This is a genomic window from Micromonospora sp. NPDC005197 (assembly GCF_040608295.1).
Lineage (GTDB): Bacteria > Actinomycetota > Actinomycetes > Mycobacteriales > Micromonosporaceae > Micromonospora.
The window spans coordinates 15,560-35,735 of sequence record NZ_JBEXHY010000007.1 but is presented as its reverse complement, the minus strand read 5'-3'; the positions used below and the strand labels follow the sequence as shown (position 1 = coordinate 35,735).

Genomic DNA, 20,176 nt, shown 5'->3' with positions numbered 1-20,176 from the left:
GCCCATCTGATCCCAAAAGCCTACAGAAGGATTGAGTAGCGTTCTGACGTAGCTTCTCGGCATCGTCACCGGACGGTCCGGCAGTCCGGTCCATCATTGACAGAACGGCCGGCACTGAGGTCTATTAACCCCGGCTTGACGGGGCGGCCCTCGCTGCCGTCGTCTGCGGGTGCGCCCGGCCACCGTCGCGACTGGCGAAACGCACCCAACCGAACGGGGATCGGGTTGTAGCGGAGTGCGTCCTGTCGTGCACGCACCACCGCTGCCGCGCGGTCTGCACACCTGCGGCCGCAGCGCGAACATGTGGCCGGACGAATCCGGAAGAGACACGTGACGACACCACCTTCGCCGCCGGACCCCCTCTCCGGAGCCGGGTCGGCAGCACCGACGATCCTCGTCCTGGGCACCGCCGAGTGGAATGCTGAGATCGCCACGAACCAGCACTACGTCGTACGGGAACTGGCCCGTGACTCGGACACCTACTTCGTGGAGTCTCTGGGTCTACGTCGAGTGAGACTCGACTCGAAGGACGTCACCCGCATCGCCAAGCGGCTGCGACACTCTGTCGTCGGCCATCAGAAGACGGCGGCCTACCGTCCCATCCCCGAGCGGGCCACGGTCATCTCGCCGCTCATCGTGCCGATCCATCAGGGGCCAACCCGCTTGCCGAACCGACTCCTCCTGGAACGTGCCGTGGCCGAATGGCGACGAAGCCCGAGCCCTCGGATTCTTTGGACGTTCACGCCCGTCACGTACGGCCTGGAGCAGTACGCGGACTTCACCCTCTACCACTGCGTCGACATCCTTCAGGCCTTTCCCGGCATCGACGCCTCGGCCGTGTCCGCCGGCGAGCGGCACCTGGCGGAGCTGGCCGACCTGACCATCGGCACCAGCCGGGCCGTCACCGCCCACCTGAGCGACGTCGGGTTCACCGAGGTCCTCACGCTGCCGAACGTCGCCGAGATCGATGTCTTCTCCGCCGCGAGCCAGCCGGCGGCGCAGCGGCTTCCCGCAGCACTGTTCGCGGGCAACCTCTCGCCACACAAGCTGGACTTCGAACTGCTGCGCACGTTGACCACCGCACTTCAGGGGCACGGCGAGCTTCTTCTCGCCGGCCCGATCGCGGCGGGCGGCGGCGGGTTCGACCGCGAACTGGCCCAACTCGAACGGCTCGGCGCCAGGTACCTGGGAGTACTGACCCTCGACGAACTCGCCGCCGCCGCGGGCACCTGCAGCGTCGGGCTAATCCCGTACGCGCTGAACGACTACACCGTCGGCGTCAGCCCGCTCAAGTGCTATGAGTACCTCTCATCCGGCTTGAACGTGGTCAGCACCCCCATCCCCGACGTCGTACAGGCGGCGCGGGCCACCAAGCACATCACCGCCGCGAGCTCCACCGGCGACTTCGTCGGCCAGGTGCTGGCGACGATCCGCCCTAGCACGGACGACGTGATCGAGGCCCGTGTCCGGTATGCCGGCGACTTCGGCTGGCGCTCGCGGGGTGGCCTCCTGCGGGACATCGCACATCGCATGCCACGACGCGCCGCCGAGGTCGTGGCGTGGCCTGCCGGCGAGACTGGAGGCACCCGTGGCTAGGGCACGCTCGGCCGCATCCTGGGCGATCGCGACCGGATCGACGCCGGCGGCCGCGGCCTGCCTGGTGCTCTTTCTCGCCCTGCCGCAGTTCTACCTCTTACCCAAGGGCAGCACCGACATCGCTGCGTCGACGGTGGTCACCATCCTGCTGGCTCCGGGAGTCCTCCTTGCGGCCCGTCGCGGCTCCGGCGTCGACCTGCTCCGCCTCGGCTTCTTCCGCGTCCTGGTGGCGCTGCTCGTGGTACGGATGCTCGCGCTGGTCTGGTCGCCGGATCCACGGGCCGGTCTGCCGCTGATCGCGCTGCTCGGCCAGTTCATCGTCACGCTGACGCTGATGCTCCAGGCTGTCCGTCAGGACGCCGATCTGCTGCGCCGATTGGCGCGCTGGTACTGGCCCTGGGTCATGGTGGAGGCGGCGATGGTGCTCACCTTCCGGGTCCTACCTGGCGTGGAGGACGCGTTCCTGCGTTCCGTCGGTGGGATCGTCGCCGGGCAGAACACCGTCGCCGCCCTGTTTGGGGACAGTCCCAACAACGTCTTCGACGAGGCGAAGTCCGGCGGGGTGTTCGTGAACGCGAATGTCGCCGGGCTGTTCCTCGGTGTGAACGCGATTGCCGCGTTCGCCGTCGCGGCTGTCACCCGGGATCGGTGGACGCGGGTGGTGGGCTTCGTCGCGCTGGCGGCGGTGCCGATCACCGGCTCGAAATCGGCGACGATCCTCGCGGTCGCCCTACCCGCGACCGTGCTCGCCGTCCAACGTCTCGCCCCTACGCGCGGGTCGGGGCCGGCCCGACAGAGCGTCCGCCACTGGCCGACCGGCCGCAGGCGCCGTCAACTGTTGCTCGGGCTGGGCGGTGCCGGTCTGCTCGGCGCGGTCGCGGCCGTGCTGCTCGCCGTCAACCTCGGCTTCACCGATGCGCTGGCCAAGTCCTTCGGCGACCGGGCGGCCATTTGGGGCTTCGGCGCGGAGGCGTTCCTGCGTGACCCGCTGCTCGGCCTCGGCTACGGCGGCTGGGACGCCGGCTTCGGGACATACGCGCGAGAGCACGGCATCTACCGCAGCTTCCCGCCGCACAACGTCCTCCTCGCGGCGTGGGCCGCGACAGGTCTGGTCGGCCTGGTGTTGACCGCCGCGTTCTTCACGCTCGCGTTGCGGCTCGCCGTCCGCGTCGTCACGAACGGCGAGCCTCGACACCGAGCGTTCGCGCTCTGGACCACCGCGGCCATCGCCTGGACGCTCATTCATGGGCTGGGTGACAACACCGAGATTTTCGGTGACATCCACCTCATACCTATCCTTTCGCTGCTGGTCGCCTTCCTCATCGGGGGCGGCCGCGAGGAGTCGAACGATCATGCGACTACCCGCCGTTGGAATCCTTCGACATCAACAGTTCCTGCCCTCGGAGACGTTCATCCCGAGCCAGGCGCTGGCGATGCGCAGCTTCCGACCGCTGTTCGTGGGCCGGGATCTGGTTCCGGACCGGCCTGGGACCGAATCGCTTAGCGTCGCGGAGTTCGGCAAGCCGGCCGTCCTGTCGTACACGCTGACGCGCCGCTCCGAGGCACTGGCCGGCGCCCTCGCGGAGCGCGGCACCGCCTTGCTGCACGCCCACTTCGGCGTCGAGGGGGTGTACGCGGTCCCCACCGCGAAGGCGCTGGGAGTACCGCTGGTCACGACCCTGCATGGCTTCGACGTCACGGTCACCCGGGCGAAGATGCTCGCCTCGAAGAAGCCGTCGTGGTTGAACTACGTCACCTTCCGCAACTCCCTCTTCACTGAGGGCGCGGTGTTCGTCTGCGTGTCCGAGCACATCCGCCGCCGCGCGGTGGAGTGGGGATACCCCGCGGATCGGTGCCGCGTACTGCCCATCGGCGTGGACGTCGACGCCATCCAGCCCACCGGTCCTGTCGAGGTGCCCCGCATCCTGCACGTCGCGCGGCTGGTGGAAAAGAAGGGAACGCAATACCTGCTGCGGGCCTTCGCTGACGTGCGGAAGGCGATTCCCGGTGCGGAGCTGACGCTCATCGGTGAGGGTCCGCTCCGCGACCCGCTCGGCGCGCTCGCCCGGGAACTCGGCATCGAGGCATCGGTGCGCTTCCTGGGCACCCAGAAGCACAGCGTTACCCTCCAGTGGCTGAGCCAGTCGACGTTGCTCTGCCTGCCGAGCGTGACGGCGCAGGACGGTGACCAGGAGGGGCTGGGCATGGTCCTCCTGGAGGCGGCCGCCTCCGGCAAGCCGGTGATCGGCACTCTCCACGGCGGGATACCGGAAGCGGTGACCGACGGGGCGAACGGCTTCCTGGTGCCCGAGCGGGATGTCGCCGCGCTCGCGGACCGGCTGATCGAACTGCTGCGGGACAAGCACCTCTGCGACCGGTTCGGGAAGGTCGGGCGGCAGACCGTCGAGGACCGGTTCAACCTGCGCCGGCAGACCGAGAAACTCGAGTCGTTGTACAGGGATCTGCTGTGATCGAGTCAATTCTCATCCATTCCCGGTCGACGCCGCACCATCACACCGGCGGGATGGAAACCCTCGCCTGGCGACTGGCCGCCGAGTGGGCCAGGAACGTACCGCGGGTGCACATGGTCACCACGGCGATTCCGGGCCGGACCGGCGCGTTCACAGAGGACGGCGTCCAGGTGACGCCGCTGGCCGGCACCCGGCCGGGCCACTACTCCCGCGCCTGGTGGGAGGAGTCCCGGGCCCACTGGGCGGCGATCGGCACCCCACCGGGGGTGGTTCTCTCGGTCAGCGCCGGCTCCTACTCAGTGGTCCGGGAGCGGGCCCTGCACCCGCACACGCCGTTCGTGCTCCAGGCCCACGGCACGTCCGCCATGGAACTCGGGTCGAAGCTGCGGACACCCACCGCGCGTTCCCTGGCCGGTACGCCCAAGAACGCCCTCTCGCTGGTCCGCGACCTTGCCCGGTATCGCGACTTCGACCGCCTGATCGCGGTCGGCGAAAACGTGGTCGAGTCGCTGACCGCGGCGCCACAGAACTGGTCGACGCTGCCAGGCAAGATCCGCCTGATTCCGAACGGCGTCCGGGCCGAGGACCACGCCTTTGACCGCGCGGCCCGGGACCGGATCCGACGCGCTCTGGGAATCGACGAGGCGACGGTACTGGTCGGCTATATCGGCCGACTGCACGTGCAGAAGCGGGTCGACCGTGCCCTGCAGGCGGCAGCGGCCCTCCGTGACCGTGGCCTCGGCGACCGGTTCCGGTTCCTCATGGTGGGCGATGGCCCGGACGACGGACGGCTGCGCGGCCTGGTCCGCAAGCTCCAGTTGGAGAAGATGGTCGTTTTCACCGGACGGGTGGACGCGGACGCGGTGCCCGACTACTACTCGGCCGCGGACGTGTCACTGCTCACCACCGCGCGACTGGAAGGGCTTCCGATGGCGGTGCTGGAGGCGTTGGCCGGCGGCCTGCCCTGCGTCGTCACGGCCGGGTCGATCCGATCCGAAGCGCTGAGCCAGGTGATGCACGAGGTCGACACGTCGAACTCAGACGCTCTTGCCGACGTGCTGCTGAAGGTGACCGCGGACCGAGCGCCGCGGGAAAATCTGCTGCCCCCGGCCTTCCTGCTCGACCAGTGTGCCCGGGACTACCTGGCGGAGTTTGCGCACCTGATCACACAGCGCCGAGCCTGACCATGGGCAAGATCTTCTTCCGTCTGGTCCTCGGCGGCATCGCCGGCAAGATCCTCGGCCTGCTCCGCGAGGTGCTGCTGGCCGCGCTCTTCGGGGCGGGGCGGGTGGTGGCAGCCAACCGTATCGCGCTGACTGCGACGTTGGTTCCGATCAACTTCTTCACCGCCGACGCGCTGACTGCGGGATTCCTTCCCCTGTACGTGCAGTACCGCCAGGAGCGGCCGGCGATGGCGCGGACATTGCACCGTGCGGTGCACCTGCTGTTGGCCGCCTTCTCCCTGCTTCTGGCCGTGGCGCTGATCTTCGGGCGGGACCTGTGGGTTGGGCTCCTGGGGCCGGGGCTGGATCCGCACACGGCGGACATCGCCGCGACCATGCTCGGCATCGCCGCGCTAGGGGTTCCGTTCTACGTCCTGTACAACCTCAACACCCTGGTCGGCCTGGCCAACGACGACGTCCGCCTGATCAACCTGCGGCCCTCGTGCCAGAGCGTCGGGCTGATCCTCGCCACGGTGATCGCCTGGAGGACCGGGCACGTTTCCGTGCTGGCGTGGGGCTTCACGGTGCCGTACATCGTGCTGTGGGGTTGGGGCGCCTACTGGATCCGCCGTCAGGGCTACCTGCACGGAGGCGACGACACTGGTTCGCACCGCCCGGATCGGGCGGCCGCCAAGGTGGCCCTCGGGATGTTCTGGCGGCGCCTGCGGCCACTGCTGCTGATTCCCGTGATCCTGCAGGGCTCGATCGCGGTCGAGCGGGCCGTCGGCTCGCTGCTCGGCGTCGAGGTGGTAGCGGCCACCGAGTACGCACGCTTCGTGGTCGACTCGTGCATGGCCCTGCTCGCCGCCCCGCTGGGTCTGGCCGGCCTGGCGTCGTTCGCCCGCATGAAGGCCGATGAGGTGGGTGACGGGCTCGGCCGACTGATCCCGCCGGTGATCCTGGTGGCCGTGCCCCTCGCCCTGATCCTGTCGCTGAACAGCCGGGGGATCGTCACCCTTCTTTATGCCCGAGGCCAGTTCGACGAGCGGGCCGTGGACGTCTCGTCGGTGCTGCTCATGGGCTTCGCGCTCGGGATCTGGGCACACGTCCTCGGCTACACCTTCGTAAAAGTGCTGAACGCCCGAGGGGCCAACTTCCAGGTCGCGATCGTGATGGCGCTGTCCTTCGGCATTCCGATCGCCGTGAACCTCCTGCTGTACAGGCAGTGGGGGGCCTTCACGATCGGCGCGGCGTCCTCGATCGGCGGCGTCCTGATGTTCCTCATCTCGGCGAGGTGGCTGTCGGTGCTGGGCTACAGCACACGCCTGCTCGCCCTCGCGCTGCCCGGCGCGGCCGTCGCCGCAGTAGCCGGATATCTGCTGGCCGGCGCCGGGCCGCTACGCCTCATCGCATCGTGCGTGGCCATCCTGCTGATCTGGGTGGGCTACGTAACGGCCGTGCCCTCGCTTCGGCGTACGTTCCTGTCGTTCGTCCTGAAGAAGCTCGGCCACGGCACGGACGAGCCTCAGCAGGACGGCCTGGTGGCGATCAAGTGAGGACCCGATGGCGATGCACACCGGCCTGGTGACCGGCATGGACGACACCTCGGAGCGGGAAGCACCGCAGCCGGCCAACGAATCCGGCGACTCGACCCCTGTCCCGTCGAACTGAAGATCTACCTGCTTTTCGCGGTCGTCGTGTGGTACAGGTTGACGTACAAGCGAGTCGTCCTCATCTACGTACAGTGGATGATCGCTGCTCTTTCCGCGGAGTACTCGCAGGTCCGGCCCATCATTCAGTTCGTGGAGGCGGGCTTCGCGCCGCACTTCGTCGCCGCCCGGGTGCTGCGCCGGAGGTTGCAGTAGGGCTACGCGCAGATCAGAGCGCAACAGGCGAGCAGCGACCATCTCGGCTGGCCGGTACGGCCGGACGCCGGCGTCCCCACGGCATGAGGAGCAACCAGTGGTAGACGATCTTTCCGCCCATCCTGAGGCCGACGGGACGCGCCCGCTCGACCATCTGACGAGCAGGCGGGTGGCGCTCGTGCACGAGTGGTTCGGGGCGACCGGCGGCTCCGAGAACGTCTTCCGGCAGATCAGCAACCTGCTGCCGGAGGCTGAGCGCTTCGTGTTGTGGAAGGACCACGACGCCGTCGAGCCCAACCTGCGGGAATCGTGGTTGGCGCAGACACCGTTGCGCCGTACGAAGGCAGGCGCGCTGCCGTTGATGCCGCTGGTCTGGCGGACCCTCAGCCGGGAGCGGTTCGACCTCGTCATCTCGTCCAGCCACGCGTTCGCCCACACCGTACGGCTCGGCTCGACGGAACACACCCGGTACCTGAGCTACGTGCACTCCCCCGCCCGATACATCTGGAGCCCGAACTTCGACGGGCGGGGCTCCAACCCGCTGCTGACCCTGCCGCGGCGTGTGCTGCAGACCGCCGATGTGCGGCTCAGCCGCCACGTGCACGGGTACGCCGCGAACTCCGAGGAGGTGCGTGCCCGGATCGCCCGGTACTGGCGGCGCGACGCGGTCGTCATCAACCCTCCGGTGGACGTCGACTACTTCGCTGCCGCGCCTGCTGCAGACCAGAGCCAGTCCCGCGACTACCTGCTCGGGGTCGGGCGGTGGATCCCGTACAAGAACTTCGACCTGATCATTCAGATCGCCGAGGCGGCCGGTCTGCCGGTGGTCATCGCCGGCTCGGGTCCCGAGGAGACCGCGCTCCGCCACGCCGCCGAGCGAGCCCGGGTGGCGGTGACGTTCGAGGTACGCCCCTCGAAGGAGCGGCTGCGCCAGCTCTACTGGGGTGCGCGGGCGCTGCTGTTCCCGGTCCATGAGGACTTCGGCATAATCCCGGTCGAGGCACAGGCCTGCGGTACCCCGGTGCTGGGTCTGCGCCGCGGCGGTCTATTGGAGACCGTCAACAACGGCGAGACCGGCTTCCTCGTCGACTCCGTCGACCCACGCAGCTTCGTACCGCTGGTCCACCGCCTGCCGGAACTGTCGCCGGAGCGCATCCGGGCACATGCCGCCGCGTTCTCCGAGCAGCAGTTCGCCGCGCGTATGACGGACTGGATCGCCGAAGCCCGGCGCTGAGTGCGATTTACGTGGATACGCGTGCCGGTCGGCACGCGTATCCACGGCAGGTTCAGAAGACCACGACGTCCCGCAGGTAGGTGGCGACCCGGCGCAGTTGCTGGGCCTCCGGCACCGGGCTGGTCATGCGGAGCACGAGCTGCCGGTCGACGACACCGTCCCCGCTGCGGAAGTAGGCGACGACGACCAGGGCGTGCCGCTGCTCGCCGTCGGCGTTGATGAGCGCCTCGGCGTAGGTGGCGTACTGCCCGCTGCGGATCCACCGCGCGCCCCACGCCTCCTCGCTCATCCGCATCGTGGTCTGGCGTTGCTCGTCACACGGCTCAGGGCAGTTCCGAACGATCAGCTCACCACCGATCGGCGACCCCCCGGAGGCTGTCATGCCGCAGTTGTACTTGACGAACCCCTCGGCCTGACCGGCAAGTGTGCAGGACCAGTCCATCGGAACCTTCACCGGGAACCCGAGCCCTTCGAGGCCGGTCAGCGTCCGCACGTTGTCCCGTTCGGTGAACCCCGGCCACTGTGCCGGCCACTTGCCTCCGTGCGGCGGCTCGATTCCCGGCGACTGTGGCGGGGCGGTAGGCATCGGTGGCGATTCGGCGGTGGCGGTGGCGGTGGCGGTGGCAGCGGCGTTCAGGTCGGCCGGGTTGTCGTCGTCAGCCCGGCCGGCCCAGGCGACGAGGCCGCCCCCGCCCGCCAGCACCACCAGTACCAGCGCTGCGGCTCCGACCCAGAGGCCGGTCCGCCGTTTGGGCGGTGCGGAGGGGGTGATGCGACGCACTGGCGAGGCGAACAGGTCGGCGTTCGTCGGACCGTGGCTGTAGGTGTCGGGTGGTGCCGAGTTCACCGGCGCGGGAGGTGCCGACATCACCGGGGCGGGTGGCGCCGACGTCACCTCGGCCGGCGAAATGGGTACGCCGGAGATCGGGTGCGGGATCGCGGACACCAACTTGCCGGGGACGGGACCTGTCTGCACTGCCCACGGGGCCTGCGGCACAGCGGAGACCGGCTGCGGCGGGCTCGACACGGGCGGGGCGGACACCGACGGCGGGGCGGACGTGGGCGGCGCAGCCGTCGGAGCGGGGGTGTATTCGACGCCGAGGGCCCGGAACAGCTTTTCGGCCCCGGCACCCGCCTCGGCCGGGTACGCCACCCAGGGGGCGTCGGCCGAGAAGTCGGCGTACGTGTAGGCCGGCCCACCCGGAGCCTGCGCCAGCGAATCGGCGACTCCGGCAAAGGACTCGCGCCAGCCTGGCGCTGCGGCCACAGTGGCGTCGAGCACCGCCACTGTGACGAACCGGCCCTGCTCGTCGATCGCGGCCCACGCCTTCCCCACCGGAGACCCGCCGAGCGCGTGGGTGAACCTGTAGGGGCCTTCCGGCTGCATGCGCACTCCTCCGTTGTACCGCCGTGCGGATAGTACCGGCCATTCGCACACCTGACCCTCCTCGGCCGGCATCCGCCGGTGATCGAGCCACTACTTGCTTCGTGAAAGTTTTCATGCATACAGTCGCGGAGTGAATGACGGAGCGGTCCAGGCGTCGGCCGAACAGGTGTTCAACCTGTTCGACGGCGTACGGCTCACCCCGACCCAGCGTCGGATCGCGCACTGTCTCGTGCAACACGCCCCGGCCGTGGCGTACCTCTCCGCGGCGGAGGTCGCCGAACTGGCCGGGGTCAGCCAGCCCTCGGTCACCCGGTTCGCCGTCGCGCTCGGCCATGACGGCTATCCGGCGCTGCGCCGCCGGCTGCGCGACCTCACCAGCACGACGCCCGGCGGGCCGACGGACGCCGGCAACGAGCTCCAGCAGGCGGTACGCGCCGAGATGGGCAACCTGGACCGGCTGGCCGGTCAGCTCGCCGACACCGACCGGATCGCCGAGACCGGCCGGCTGCTCGCGACCAGCCGCCCGCTGCCGGTGCTCGGCCTGCGCGCCGCCGCGCCGCTGGCCGCGTACTTCGCCTACTTCGCCGCCAAGGTGCACCCGGACGTACGGGTACTCGACGACGGCGGCAGCCTGCTCACCGACCGCCTGGAGCAGGCCGCCGAGGCCGGGGCGTCCGCCGTGCTCGCCTTCGTGCTGCCCCGCTACCCCCGGGAGACCCTGGACGCGCTGCGCGACGCGCGTGCCGTCGGGCTGACCGTCGTGGCGATCACCGACTCGCCGGTCAGCCCGGCCGCCGAACACTCCGACGTGCTGCTGCCGGCCGCCGTCGGCGCCCAGCTCGTCTTCGACCTGCACACCGCCCCGATGACCCTGGCCATGGTGCTGTTGCAGGCGATCTGCGACGCCGCGCCGGCCGACACCCAACGCCGTCTGGAGGCGTTCGAAGCCTCCGCGGCCCGCCGACAGTTGTTCCTCGGTTGACCGGAGGAGACCGCAGATGACCCAGCCCATCCGTGCCGCACGGGGCAGCCAGCTCACCACCCGCGGGTGGCAGCAGGAGGCCGCCCTGCGGATGCTGATGAACAACCTCGACCCGGAGGTGGCCGAACGCCCCGACGACCTGGTCGTCTACGGCGGCACCGGCAAAGCGGCGCGGGACTGGCCGTCGTACCACGCGTTGGTCCGTACGCTGACCGACCTGCGCGAGGACGAGACGATGCTGGTGCAGTCGGGGCGCCCGGTCGGGGTCATGCGCACCCACGAGTGGGCGCCCCGGGTGCTGCTGGCCAACTCGAACCTGGTCGGTGACTGGGCGACCTGGCCGGAGTTCCGCCGCCTCGAACAGCTCGGCCTGACCATGTACGGGCAGATGACCGCCGGATCGTGGATCTACATCGGCACCCAGGGCATCCTCCAGGGCACCTACGAGACGTTCGCGGCGGTGGCCGCCAAGAGGTTCGGAGGAAGTCTCGCCGGCACGCTGACGCTGACCGCCGGCTGCGGCGGAATGGGTGGCGCGCAGCCCCTCGCGGTCACCATGAACGACGGCGTCTGCCTGATCGTGGACGTGGATCGCACCCGGCTCGACCGTCGCGTGCACGACCGCTACCTGGACGAGGTCGCCGACTCGCTGGACGACGCCGTCGAGCGGGCCCTCGCGGCGAAGCGGGACCGGCGGGCGTTGAGCGTCGGCGTCGTCGGCAATGCCGCCGAGGTCTTTCCCGAGCTGCTCAGCCGGGGCGTCGAGATCGACATCGTGACCGACCAGACCAGCGCGCACGACCCGCTGGCGTACCTCCCGGTGGGGGTCGAGCTGGCCGACGCCCGCGACTACGCCGCAGCGAAGCCGGCCGAGTTCACCGACCGGGCCCGAGCGTCGATGGCGAAGCACGTCGAGGCGATGGTGGGCTTCCTCGACGCCGGCGCCGAGGTGTTCGACTACGGCAACTCGATCCGGGGCGAGGCTCAGCTCGGCGGCTACCAGCGGGCCTTCGACTTTCCCGGTTTCGTGCCCGCGTACATCCGGCCGCTGTTCTGCGAGGGCAGGGGCCCGTTCCGGTGGGCGGCGCTCTCCGGCGACCCGGCCGACATCGCGGCCACCGACCGGGCCATCCTGGACCTGTTCCCGGAGAACGAGTCGCTGGCCCGGTGGATCAAGCTGGCCGGCGAGCGGGTCGCCTTCCAGGGCCTGCCGGCCCGGATCTGCTGGCTCGGTCAGGGCGAACGGGACCGGGCGGGTGTGCGGTTCAACGACATGGTCGCCTCCGGTGAACTCTCCGCCCCGGTGGTGATCGGCCGCGACCACCTGGACACCGGCAGCGTCGCCAGCCCGTACCGGGAGACCGAGGGGATGGCCGACGGCTCCGACGCCATCGCCGACTGGCCGCTGCTCAACGCGCTTGTCAACACGGCCAGCGGCGCGTCGTGGGTGTCGATCCACCACGGCGGTGGCGTCGGCATCGGGCGGTCGATCCACGCCGGGCAGGTCTGCGTGGCCGACGGCACCGCACTCGCGGGGCAGAAGATCGAGCGGGTGCTCACCAACGACCCGGCGATGGGCGTCATCCGGCACGTCGACGCCGGCTACGACAGCGCCCGCGAAGTCGCCGAGCGCACCGGGGTCCGGGTGCCGATGGCCGAGGGTGGCAACTCGTGACGGACCACCTTCCCGGCCGGTTCCGGGCGTTGTGGGACGAGATCACGCCGGTCGGACGGGACGCCGGCAGCGGCGGCTACCTGCGCTACGCGTTGACCGAGCCGGAGCAGGAGCTGCGGTCCTGGTTCCGTGCGCAGGCACAGCGGCGGGGCCTGCCGGTCACCGAGGACGGCAACGGCAACCTGTTCGCCCACTGGGGCGACCCCGAGGGCTCCGACGCGGTGCTGACCGGCAGCCACTTCGACTCGGTGCCGCACGGCGGGGCGTACGACGGGCCGCTCGGCATCGTCAGCGCGTTCCTGGCCGTGGACGAGCTACGCGCCGCCGGCGTCACCCCCGTCCGACCGCTGGTGCTGGGCGCGTTCGTCGAGGAGGAAGGCGCCCGTTTCGGCGTACCCTGTCTGGGGTCGCGGCTGCTCACCGGCGCGCTGGCGGCCGACCGCGCGGGCGGCCTGGGCGACGCGGGCGGGGTGTGCTGGGCCGACGCGCTCGGCGCCCGGCCGGCGGGCGCCCGACCGGAGCTGCTGGGCCGGTTCGGCGCCTTCGTGGAACTGCACGTCGAGCAGGGCCGCGCGCTGATCGACACGGACGCTCCGGTCGGTGTGGCCAGCGCGATCTGGCCGCACGGCCGCTGGCGCTTCGAAGTGGTCGGCGAGGGCAACCACGCGGGTACGACCCGGATGGCCGACCGCCGCGACCCGATGCTCACCTACGCGTTCACGGTGCTGGCGGCCAACAAGGAGGCCCGGCTGCGCGGCGCGCACGCCACCGTGGGCCGGGTCGCCGTCGAGCCCAACGCCACCAACGCCATTCCGTCGAAGGTGACCGGCTGGCTGGACGCCCGCGCCGCCGACCCCGAGACGCTGGCCGGGCTGGTCGACGCGGTCCGGGGCAAGCTCACCGAGCGGGCCCGCCGCGACGGTACGGAGGTGACCGTCACCGAGGAGTCGGTGACCCCGCTTGTCGCCTTCGACGGCGGGCTGGCCAGACGCCTGGCCGCGCTGCTCGACGCGCCGGTGCTGCCGACCGGCGCGGGGCACGACGCCGGGGTGCTCGCCGCGCACCTGCCCACCGCGATGCTCTTCGTGCGCAACCCGACCGGGGTGTCGCACTCCCCCGCCGAGGCCGCGACCGACGACGACTGCGCCGCCGGGGTGCGCGCGCTGGCCCGCGTGCTGGAGGAGCTGACATGCCGCTGAGTCCGACCCGCTGGCTCGCCGAGTACGCCTGGCTGCCCAATCTCGCCCAGCCCACGCCCGACGTGCTCATCGAGACGGACGCAGGGGTGATCACCGGTGTGACCGCGTTGGCCGCGCCCGGTCGGCCGAGCGCCGGTGTGGACGTGTACGCCGACGCGGTGCCGCTGCCCGGCCTGACCCTGCCCGGCCTCGCGAACGTGCACTCGCACGCCTTCCACCGGGCTCTGCGCGGGCGTACCCACGGCGGCCGGGGCGACTTCTTCAGCTGGCGGGACCGGATGTACGCGGTGGCGGACCGGCTGGACCCGGACACCTACCTGGCGCTGGCCCGCGCCGTCTACGCCGAGATGGCCCTCGCGGGGATCACCTGCGTCGGCGAGTTCCACTACCTGCACCATCGACCCGACGGCGGCGCGTACGACGACCCGAACGCGATGGGGGCGGCGCTGGTCGAGGCCGCCGCGCACGCCGGCATCCGGCTCACCCTGCTGGACGCCTGCTACCTGAGCGCCGGAGTGGACGGCCGGCCGCTCGCGGGGCCGCAGCGGCGCTTCGGCGACGGCGACGCGGCCCGCTGGGCGCAGCGGGTGTCGGCGTTCCAGCCGGCGGACCCGCACGCCCGGGTGGGCGCGGCCGTGCACTCGGTGCGGGCGGTCCCGGCGGAGCAGTTGCGCGCGGTCGCCGACTGGGCCCGGGAGCGGCGCGCACCGCTGCACGTACACCTCTCCGAGCAGCCTGCCGAGAACGACGAGTGCCGGGCCGTGCACGGGCATACGCCCACCGCGCTGCTCGCCCAGCACGGCGTGCTCGGGCCGGAGACCACCGCCGTGCACGCCACCCACCCGACCAGCGGAGACCTGACGCTGCTCGCCGACAGCCGGACCGGGGTGTGCCTCTGCCCCACCACCGAACGCGACCTCGCCGACGGCATCGGCCCGGCCCGGCGGATGGCCGACGCGGGGATCCGGCTGAGCCTGGGCAGCGACAGCCACGCCGTGATCGACCTGTTCGAGGAGGCCCGGGCGGTGGAGCTGGACGAGCGGCTGCGCACCCGCCGCCGCGGCCACTTCACGCCGGCGGGCCTGCTGACCATGGCGACCGCCGCCGGGCACGCGGCGCTGGGCTGGGCCGACGCCGGGCGGATCGCCGTGGGCGCCCGCGCCGACCTGGTCACGGTACGACTCGACAGCGCCCGCACCGCCGGGGTGCCGCCGGTGGGGACGTTCTTCGCAGCCGGGGCGGCCGACGTCGACCAGGTCGTGGTGGACGGCCGCGTGGTGGTGGCCGAGGGCCGGCACCTGAGCGTCGACGTGCCGGCCGAACTGTCGGCGTCGATCGAGGCGGTGATCCCACAGTGAGCGCGAGGAGTGAGCCGGGTTTGCGAGCCCCGCAGTCCCGAACGGAAGAAGGCGCCGCATGAGCGCCCTGCTGGTCGACAACATCGGCGAGCTGGTCACCAACGGCGTCGGCGAGGGCCCGCTGGGCATCCGCCGCGAGGCGGCCGTGCTGATCGAGGAGGGCCGGGTGGCCTGGGTCGGGCCGGCCGCGTACGCGCCGGCCGCCGACCGGCGGATCGACGCCGCTGGCGCCGCCGTGCTGCCCGGCTTCGTGGACAGCCACGCGCACCTGGTCTTCGCCGGGGACCGGGCCGCCGAGTTCGCCGCCCGGATGGCCGGCGAGCCCTACACCGGCGGTGGCATCCGGACCACTGTCGGCGCGACCCGGGCCGCCAGCGACGACGAGCTGCGGGCCACCGTGCGCCGGCTGCGCGGGGAGGCGCTGCGCCAGGGCACCACGACCATCGAGATCAAGAGTGGGTACGGGCTGACCGTCGCCGACGAGGCCCGTTCGCTGCGGATCGCCGCCGAGTTCACCGAGGACGCCACCTTCCTGGGTGCCCACGTGGTGCCCGCCGAGTACGCCGACCGCCCCGACGACTACGTCGGACTGGTCTGCGGGCCGATGCTGGCCGCCGCCGCGCCGCACGCGAAGTGGATCGACGTCTTCTGCGAGCGGGGTGCCTTCGACGTGGACCACGCCCGCGCCATCCTCGCCTGCGGGCAGGCCGCCGGGCTGGGCGTACGGCTGCACGCCAACCAGCTCGGCCCCGGCCCGGGTGTGCGGCTCGGCGTGGAGCTGGACGCGGCAAGCGTGGACCACTGCACCCACCTGTCCGACGCCGACATCGACGCGCTCGCCGGCACGGCCCACAGCGACGGGTCGGGCACCCGCACTGTCGCCACCCTGCTGCCCGGCGCCGAATTCTCCACCCGCTCGCCGTACCCGGACGCCCGCCGGCTGCTCGACGCCGGGGTCACCGTGGCCCTGGCGACGGACTGCAACCCCGGCTCGTCGTACACCTCGTCGATGCCGTTCTGCATCGCACTCGCCGTCCGGGAGATGCGGATGACCCCGGCGGAGGCGCTGTGGGCGGCGACCGCCGGCGGCGCACGGGCCCTGCGCCGCGACGACGTCGGCGTGCTCACCCCCGGCGCACGGGCCGACCTGGTCGTCCTGGACGCGCCGTCGTACCTGCACCTGGCCTACCGGCCCGGTGTCCCCCTGATCCACCAGGTAATACGCAACGGAGTTCCACAGTGACGACCGTGATCATTCAACCCACCGGTATCACCGCCGACGACGTCCTCGCGGTGGCGCGCGGCACCGCGACGGTGACCCTCGACCCGGCCACCCGCGACGCGATGGCGACCAGCCGCGCGATCGTGGACGGCATCGAGGCCGCCGGGCGGCCCGTGTACGGCGTGTCGACCGGGTTCGGCGCGCTCGCCAACACGTTCGTCGCGCCGGAGCGGCGGGCCGAGCTGCAACACGCGCTGATTCGCTCGCACGCCGCCGGGGTGGGCGCCCCGATGCCGCGCGAGGTGGTCCGGGCCATGATGCTGCTGCGGGTACGCTCGCTCGCCCTGGGCCGCTCCGGGGTCCGCCCGCAGGTCGCCGAGGCGCTCGTCGACCTGCTCAACCACGACATCACCCCGTGGGTGCCGGAGCATGGTTCGCTGGGCGCCTCCGGCGACCTCGCGCCGTTGGCGCACTGCGCGTTGGTGCTGCTCGGTGAGGGCTGGGTGCTCGGCCCGGCCGGCGAGCGGCAGGACGCCGCCGAGGCGTTGACCGCCGCCGGGCTCAAGCCGATCGAGCTGGCCGCCAAGGAGGGGCTGGCGCTGATCAACGGCACCGACGGCATGCTCGGCATGCTGCTGCTGGCCATCCACGACGCGGCGCACCTGTTCGCCATGGCGGACGTGACCGCCGCGCTGGCCATCGAGGCGATGCTCGGCTCGGAGCGGCCGTTCCTGCCCGAGCTGCACGCCATCCGTCCGCATCCCGGCCAGGCGGCGTCGGCGGCGAACATCCACCGGCTGTTGCAGGACTCCCGGGTCATGGACTCGCACCGCGACGACCTGGCGCACGCCGTGCAGGACGCGTACTCGATGCGCTGCGCGCCGCAGGTGGCCGGCGCGGCCCGGGACACCCTGGACTTCGTCCGCACGGTCGCGGCCCGGGAACTGGTGTCGGTAGTGGACAACCCGGTGGTGCTGCCCGACGGCCGGGTCGAGTCCACCGGAAACTTCCATGGCGCGCCGCTGGGCTTCGCCGCCGACTTCCTCGCCATCGCCGCCGCCGAGGTGGGCGCGATCGCCGAGCGGCGGGTGGACCGGCTGCTGGACGTCACCCGCTCCCGGGAGCTGCCCGCGTTCCTCTCTCCCGACGCCGGGGTCAACTCCGGCCTGATGATCGCCCAGTACACGGCGGCCGGGATCGTCGCGGAGAACCGTCGGCTCGCCGCCCCCGCCTCGGTGGACTCGCTGCCCACCAGCGGCATGCAGGAGGACCACGTCTCGATGGGCTGGGCGGCGGCCAAGAAGCTGCGGACCGTGTTGGACAACCTCACCAGCCTGCTCGCGGTCGAGTTGCTGGCCGGCGTACGCGGGTTGCAACTGCGCGCGCCGCTGGTGCCGTCGCCGGCCGGCCGGGCCGCCGTGGTCGCCCTGGGCACGGCGGCTGGCGAACCCGGCCCGGACGTGTTCCTCGCCCCGGTGCTGGAGGCCGCCCGCGCGGTGCTGGCCGGGCCGGAGCTGCGCGCCGCCATCGAACGGGAGGTCGGCCCACTGGGCTGACCTTCGCGGGTCGCTGTCGTCCGCCGCGGGTCAGGCGGCGGGCGGCAGCACCTCCGCGACCGTCAGGCGGCGGGCGGCAGCACCTTCGCGACGAGCTTGGCCAGCTCCCGCAGCGCCTTGCCCCGGTGGCTGACCGCGTCCTTCTCCTGCGGGGTCAGCTCGGCGTTGGTCCGGTCCTGCCCGTCGCCGAGGAAGATCGGGTCGTAGCCGAACCCGCCGTCGCCGCGCGGCGCGCGCAGCACCCGACCGGACTGCCGGCCGTCGACCAGGTGCTCCTTGCCGCCGGGCAGTACCAGCGCCACAGTGCAGACGAAGGACGCGGCCCGGTGCTCGTCCGGCACGTCGGCGATCTGGTCGAGCACCAGGCGGAGGTTGGCCCCGTCGTCGCCGTGCCGACCGGACCAGCGGGCGCTGAACACGCCCGGCATCCCGTTCAGCGCGTCCACGGCGAGCCCGGAGTCGTCGGCGATCGTCGGCAGCCCCGTACGCCGGCAGCCCTCCCGCGCCTTGATCAGCGCGTTCTCGCCGAAGGTGAGGCCGGTCTCCGGCAGCTCCGGGTACTCGTCGACGTCGTCGAGGCCGAGCAGGGCGATCCGGTGCGCGCCGAGCGCGCCGTCCAGGATCCGCTGAAGCTCCACCAGCTTCTTACGGTTACGGGTGGCCAGCAGGACCTTGTTCATGCCAGTGCCTTCCGCTGGGCTTCGGCCAGATCCGCGCACCCGGCCACGGCCAGGTCGAGCAGGCTGTCGAGCTGGTCGCGGGCGAACACGCCCGCCTCGCCGGTGCCCTGCACCTCGACGAAGTCGCCCGCGCCGGTGCACACCACGTTCATGTCCACCTCGGCGGCCACGTCCTCCTCGTAGCAGAGGTCCAGTCGCGCCTCGCCGGCGATGATCCCGACGCTGACCGCCGCCACCGACCGGTGCATCACCTTCTCCGGCTTGCCGGCCAACGCCTTGCGGGCGGCCAGCCAGCCCACCGCGTCGTGCAGCGCCACGTACGCGCCGGTGATCGCAGCCGTGCGCGTGCCGCCGTCGGCCTGGAGCACGTCGCAGTCGAGCACGATCGAGTTCTCGCCGAGCGCCTTGAGGTCGATGCTCGCGCGCAGGCTGCGCCCGATCAGGCGGGAGATCTCGTGGGTACGGCCACCGACGCGGCCCTTGACGCTCTCCCGGTCCGAGCGGGTGTTGGTGGCCCGGGGCAGCATCGCGTACTCGGCGGTCACCCAGCCGAGCCCGGAGCCCTTGCGCCAGCGGGGCACGCCCTCGGTGACGCTCGCCGTGCAGAGCACCCGGGTGCCGCCGAACTCGACGAGCACCGAGCCCTCCGGATGGGTGCTCCAGCCCCGGGTCAGGGTCACCGGTCGGAGTTGAGAGGGCCCTCGCCCGTCAGGTCGCGCCATGCCCTGCACCCTATGCGGTGCGGCGATCCGCCTCCCCCGGGGTGTCCCGAGCAGCCTCCGCGTCGTGCACCCGCAGGAATCCGGCGACCGCCGCCGGCCAGCCGAACTCCTGGGCCCGAGCGCGGGCGGCCCGCCGCCGCGCCGCCTCCGGCGGTCAGATGTCGTAGCTGGCGCCGGCCCGGACCACCTCGAGCGGCCCGGTGTACGCGGCGGCAGCCGACTCCAACGTGTGCGCCTCGCTGCCCCACGCCGCGACCAGGTGGGTGAGCAGCAGCCGGCCCACCACCGCCTTGGTCGCCGTCTCGCCCGCCTCCCGGCCGGTCAGGTGCAGGTCCGGAGGATTGTCCACGCCGTCGAGGTAGCTGGCCTCACACAGGAACACGTCGGCATTCTGCGCCAGGCGCAGCAACGCGTCGCAGGGCGCGGTGTCCGACGAGTAGCACAGCGACCGACCGCCGTGCTCCAACCGCACGCCGTACGTCTCGACGGGATGGTTGACCCGGTCGACGGTGACGGTGAACGGCCCGATCGGGAAGGTGCCCGGCTGCAAGGCGTAGAACTGGTAGACGTCCTCCACCGTGCCGTCGTCGCCGTACGCGGCGCTGAGCCGGTCCGGTGCGCCCGAGGGCGCGTACACCGGCAACGGCGGGTACGGGCCGTCCGGGGCGTACCGGCGGACCACCACGTACGACACGGCGTCGAGGATGTGGTCACAGTGCAGGTGGGTCAGCAGGATCGCGTCGGGGGCGTGCAGCCCTACGTAGCGCTGGAGGCTGGACAGCGACCCCGAGCCGAAGTCGACCAGGAGGCGGAAGCCGTCCGCCTCGACGAGATAGGCGGAGCACGGCGACTCGGGGCCGGGAAAGCTACCGGCACACCCCAGGACAGTCAGTCGCATCGGGTCGTCTCACTGTCACTGTCAGTAGTATCTATGCCGGCGGTCGTCCCGGCCATGATCTCTACCGACGCGTACGCCACGCTGCGCAGCCTACGCTGGGGTGCCCGAGGACAAGAATCATCCGTTGGAAGTTGTCACGAACGTGACACCCGCTCACAGCGGCGCGGG

Annotated in this window: 17 protein-coding genes; 13 read left to right on the top strand and 4 right to left on the bottom strand. The window is 71.6% G+C overall.

Annotation, left to right across the window (positions count from 1 at the left end; all coding sequences use genetic code 11):
* Positions 1–330: 330 nt before the first annotated feature.
* The 7 genes from ABZU46_RS04925 (at position 331) to ABZU46_RS04895 (ending at position 8,329) form a co-directional block, all read left to right on the top strand.
* Positions 331–1,596, top strand: a complete 1,266-nt coding sequence (locus tag ABZU46_RS04925) for a glycosyl transferase family 1 (protein WP_354855148.1) — start codon at positions 331–333, stop codon at positions 1,594–1,596.
* A complete protein-coding gene (locus tag ABZU46_RS04920; protein ID WP_354855147.1) occupies positions 1,589–3,100 on the top strand; it encodes an O-antigen ligase family protein in 1,512 nt (503 codons plus the stop codon). The genes ABZU46_RS04925 and ABZU46_RS04920 overlap by 8 nt, the downstream gene beginning before the upstream one ends.
* Positions 3,030–4,067 carry a glycosyltransferase gene (locus ABZU46_RS04915; RefSeq protein ID WP_354855146.1) on the top strand — a complete coding sequence of 346 codons (1,038 nt, stop codon included), beginning with the start codon at positions 3,030–3,032 and terminating at the stop codon, positions 4,065–4,067. The genes ABZU46_RS04920 and ABZU46_RS04915 overlap by 71 nt, the downstream gene beginning before the upstream one ends.
* Positions 4,064–5,251 carry a glycosyltransferase family 4 protein gene (locus ABZU46_RS04910; RefSeq protein WP_354855145.1) on the top strand — a complete coding sequence of 396 codons (1,188 nt, stop codon included), beginning with the start codon at positions 4,064–4,066 and terminating at the stop codon, positions 5,249–5,251. Before ABZU46_RS04915 ends, ABZU46_RS04910 begins: the two co-directional genes overlap by 4 nt.
* A gap of 71 nt (positions 5,252–5,322) precedes the next feature.
* Positions 5,323–6,786, top strand: a complete 1,464-nt coding sequence (locus ABZU46_RS04905) for a lipid II flippase MurJ (RefSeq protein ID WP_354855144.1) — start codon at positions 5,323–5,325, stop codon at positions 6,784–6,786.
* 153 nt (positions 6,787–6,939) lie between these two features.
* On the top strand, positions 6,940–7,095 hold the full coding sequence (locus ABZU46_RS04900) for a hypothetical protein (protein WP_354855143.1): 156 nt from the start codon (positions 6,940–6,942) through the stop codon (positions 7,093–7,095).
* 169 nt (positions 7,096–7,264) lie between these two features.
* Positions 7,265–8,329 carry a glycosyltransferase gene (locus tag ABZU46_RS04895; RefSeq protein ID WP_354855142.1) on the top strand — a complete coding sequence of 355 codons (1,065 nt, stop codon included), beginning with the start codon at positions 7,265–7,267 and terminating at the stop codon, positions 8,327–8,329.
* A 52-nt stretch (positions 8,330–8,381) separates the two neighbouring features.
* Here the strand turns inward: ABZU46_RS04895 and ABZU46_RS04890 are convergent, their stop codons facing one another.
* On the bottom strand, positions 8,382–9,716 hold the full coding sequence (locus ABZU46_RS04890; protein ID WP_354855141.1) for a hypothetical protein: 1,335 nt from the start codon (positions 9,714–9,716) through the stop codon (positions 8,382–8,384).
* Between the two features lie 130 nt (positions 9,717–9,846).
* Here ABZU46_RS04890 and ABZU46_RS04885 point away from each other — a divergent pair, with 130 nt between their 5' ends.
* From ABZU46_RS04885 to hutH, 6 genes are read left to right on the top strand one after another with little or no spacing between them, the layout of a single operon-like run.
* Positions 9,847–10,698 (top strand): MurR/RpiR family transcriptional regulator, encoded by an 852-nt coding sequence (locus tag ABZU46_RS04885; protein WP_354855140.1) that lies wholly within the window; start codon positions 9,847–9,849, stop codon positions 10,696–10,698.
* A 16-nt stretch (positions 10,699–10,714) separates the two neighbouring features.
* Positions 10,715–12,373, top strand: a complete 1,659-nt coding sequence (gene hutU / locus ABZU46_RS04880; RefSeq protein ID WP_354855139.1) for a urocanate hydratase — start codon at positions 10,715–10,717, stop codon at positions 12,371–12,373.
* A complete protein-coding gene (locus ABZU46_RS04875) occupies positions 12,370–13,572 on the top strand; it encodes an allantoate amidohydrolase (protein WP_354855138.1) in 1,203 nt (400 codons plus the stop codon). Before hutU ends, ABZU46_RS04875 begins: the two co-directional genes overlap by 4 nt.
* A complete protein-coding gene (locus ABZU46_RS04870; RefSeq protein ID WP_354855137.1) occupies positions 13,563–14,930 on the top strand; it encodes a formimidoylglutamate deiminase in 1,368 nt (455 codons plus the stop codon). Before ABZU46_RS04875 ends, ABZU46_RS04870 begins: the two co-directional genes overlap by 10 nt.
* 58 nt (positions 14,931–14,988) lie before the next feature.
* On the top strand, positions 14,989–16,173 hold the full coding sequence (gene hutI / locus ABZU46_RS04865) for an imidazolonepropionase (RefSeq protein WP_354855136.1): 1,185 nt from the start codon (positions 14,989–14,991) through the stop codon (positions 16,171–16,173).
* On the top strand, positions 16,170–17,708 hold the full coding sequence (hutH, locus tag ABZU46_RS04860) for a histidine ammonia-lyase (protein WP_354855135.1): 1,539 nt from the start codon (positions 16,170–16,172) through the stop codon (positions 17,706–17,708). Before hutI ends, hutH begins: the two co-directional genes overlap by 4 nt.
* Before the next feature lie 62 nt (positions 17,709–17,770).
* Here the strand turns inward: hutH and rdgB are convergent, their stop codons facing one another.
* The 3 genes from rdgB to ABZU46_RS04845 all read right to left on the bottom strand — a co-directional run bounded on the left by rdgB (position 17,771) and on the right by ABZU46_RS04845 (position 20,008).
* On the bottom strand, positions 17,771–18,388 hold the full coding sequence (gene rdgB, locus ABZU46_RS04855; RefSeq protein ID WP_354855134.1) for an RdgB/HAM1 family non-canonical purine NTP pyrophosphatase: 618 nt from the start codon (positions 18,386–18,388) through the stop codon (positions 17,771–17,773).
* Complete coding sequence (rph, locus tag ABZU46_RS04850; protein WP_179782378.1) at positions 18,385–19,110, bottom strand: ribonuclease PH; 726 nt, start codon at positions 19,108–19,110, stop codon at positions 18,385–18,387. Before rph ends, rdgB begins: the two co-directional genes overlap by 4 nt.
* Before the next feature lie 154 nt (positions 19,111–19,264).
* Entirely contained in the window at positions 19,265–20,008 is a 744-nt protein-coding gene (locus ABZU46_RS04845) for an MBL fold metallo-hydrolase (protein WP_354855133.1), read from the bottom strand.
* Between the last annotated feature and the right edge of the window lie 168 nt (positions 20,009–20,176).

Bases quoted from the DNA above. Each gene is read 5' to 3' on its own strand.
- hutI (WP_354855136.1), top strand. From the start codon at position 14,989: ATGAGCGCCCTGCTGGTCGACAACATCGGCGAGCTGGTCACCAACGGC.
- rdgB (WP_354855134.1), bottom strand. From the start codon at position 18,388: ATGAACAAGGTCCTGCTGGCCACCCGTAACCGTAAGAAGCTGGTGGAG.
- ABZU46_RS04870 (WP_354855137.1), top strand. From the start codon at position 13,563: ATGCCGCTGAGTCCGACCCGCTGGCTCGCCGAGTACGCCTGGCTGCCC.
- ABZU46_RS04890 (WP_354855141.1), bottom strand. From the start codon at position 9,716: ATGCAGCCGGAAGGCCCCTACAGGTTCACCCACGCGCTCGGCGGGTCT.
- rph (WP_179782378.1), bottom strand. From the start codon at position 19,110: ATGGCGCGACCTGACGGGCGAGGGCCCTCTCAACTCCGACCGGTGACC.
- hutU (WP_354855139.1), top strand. From the start codon at position 10,715: ATGACCCAGCCCATCCGTGCCGCACGGGGCAGCCAGCTCACCACCCGC.
- ABZU46_RS04915 (WP_354855146.1), top strand. From the start codon at position 3,030: ATGCGCAGCTTCCGACCGCTGTTCGTGGGCCGGGATCTGGTTCCGGAC.
- ABZU46_RS04845 (WP_354855133.1), bottom strand. From the start codon at position 20,008: ATGCGACTGACTGTCCTGGGGTGTGCCGGTAGCTTTCCCGGCCCCGAG.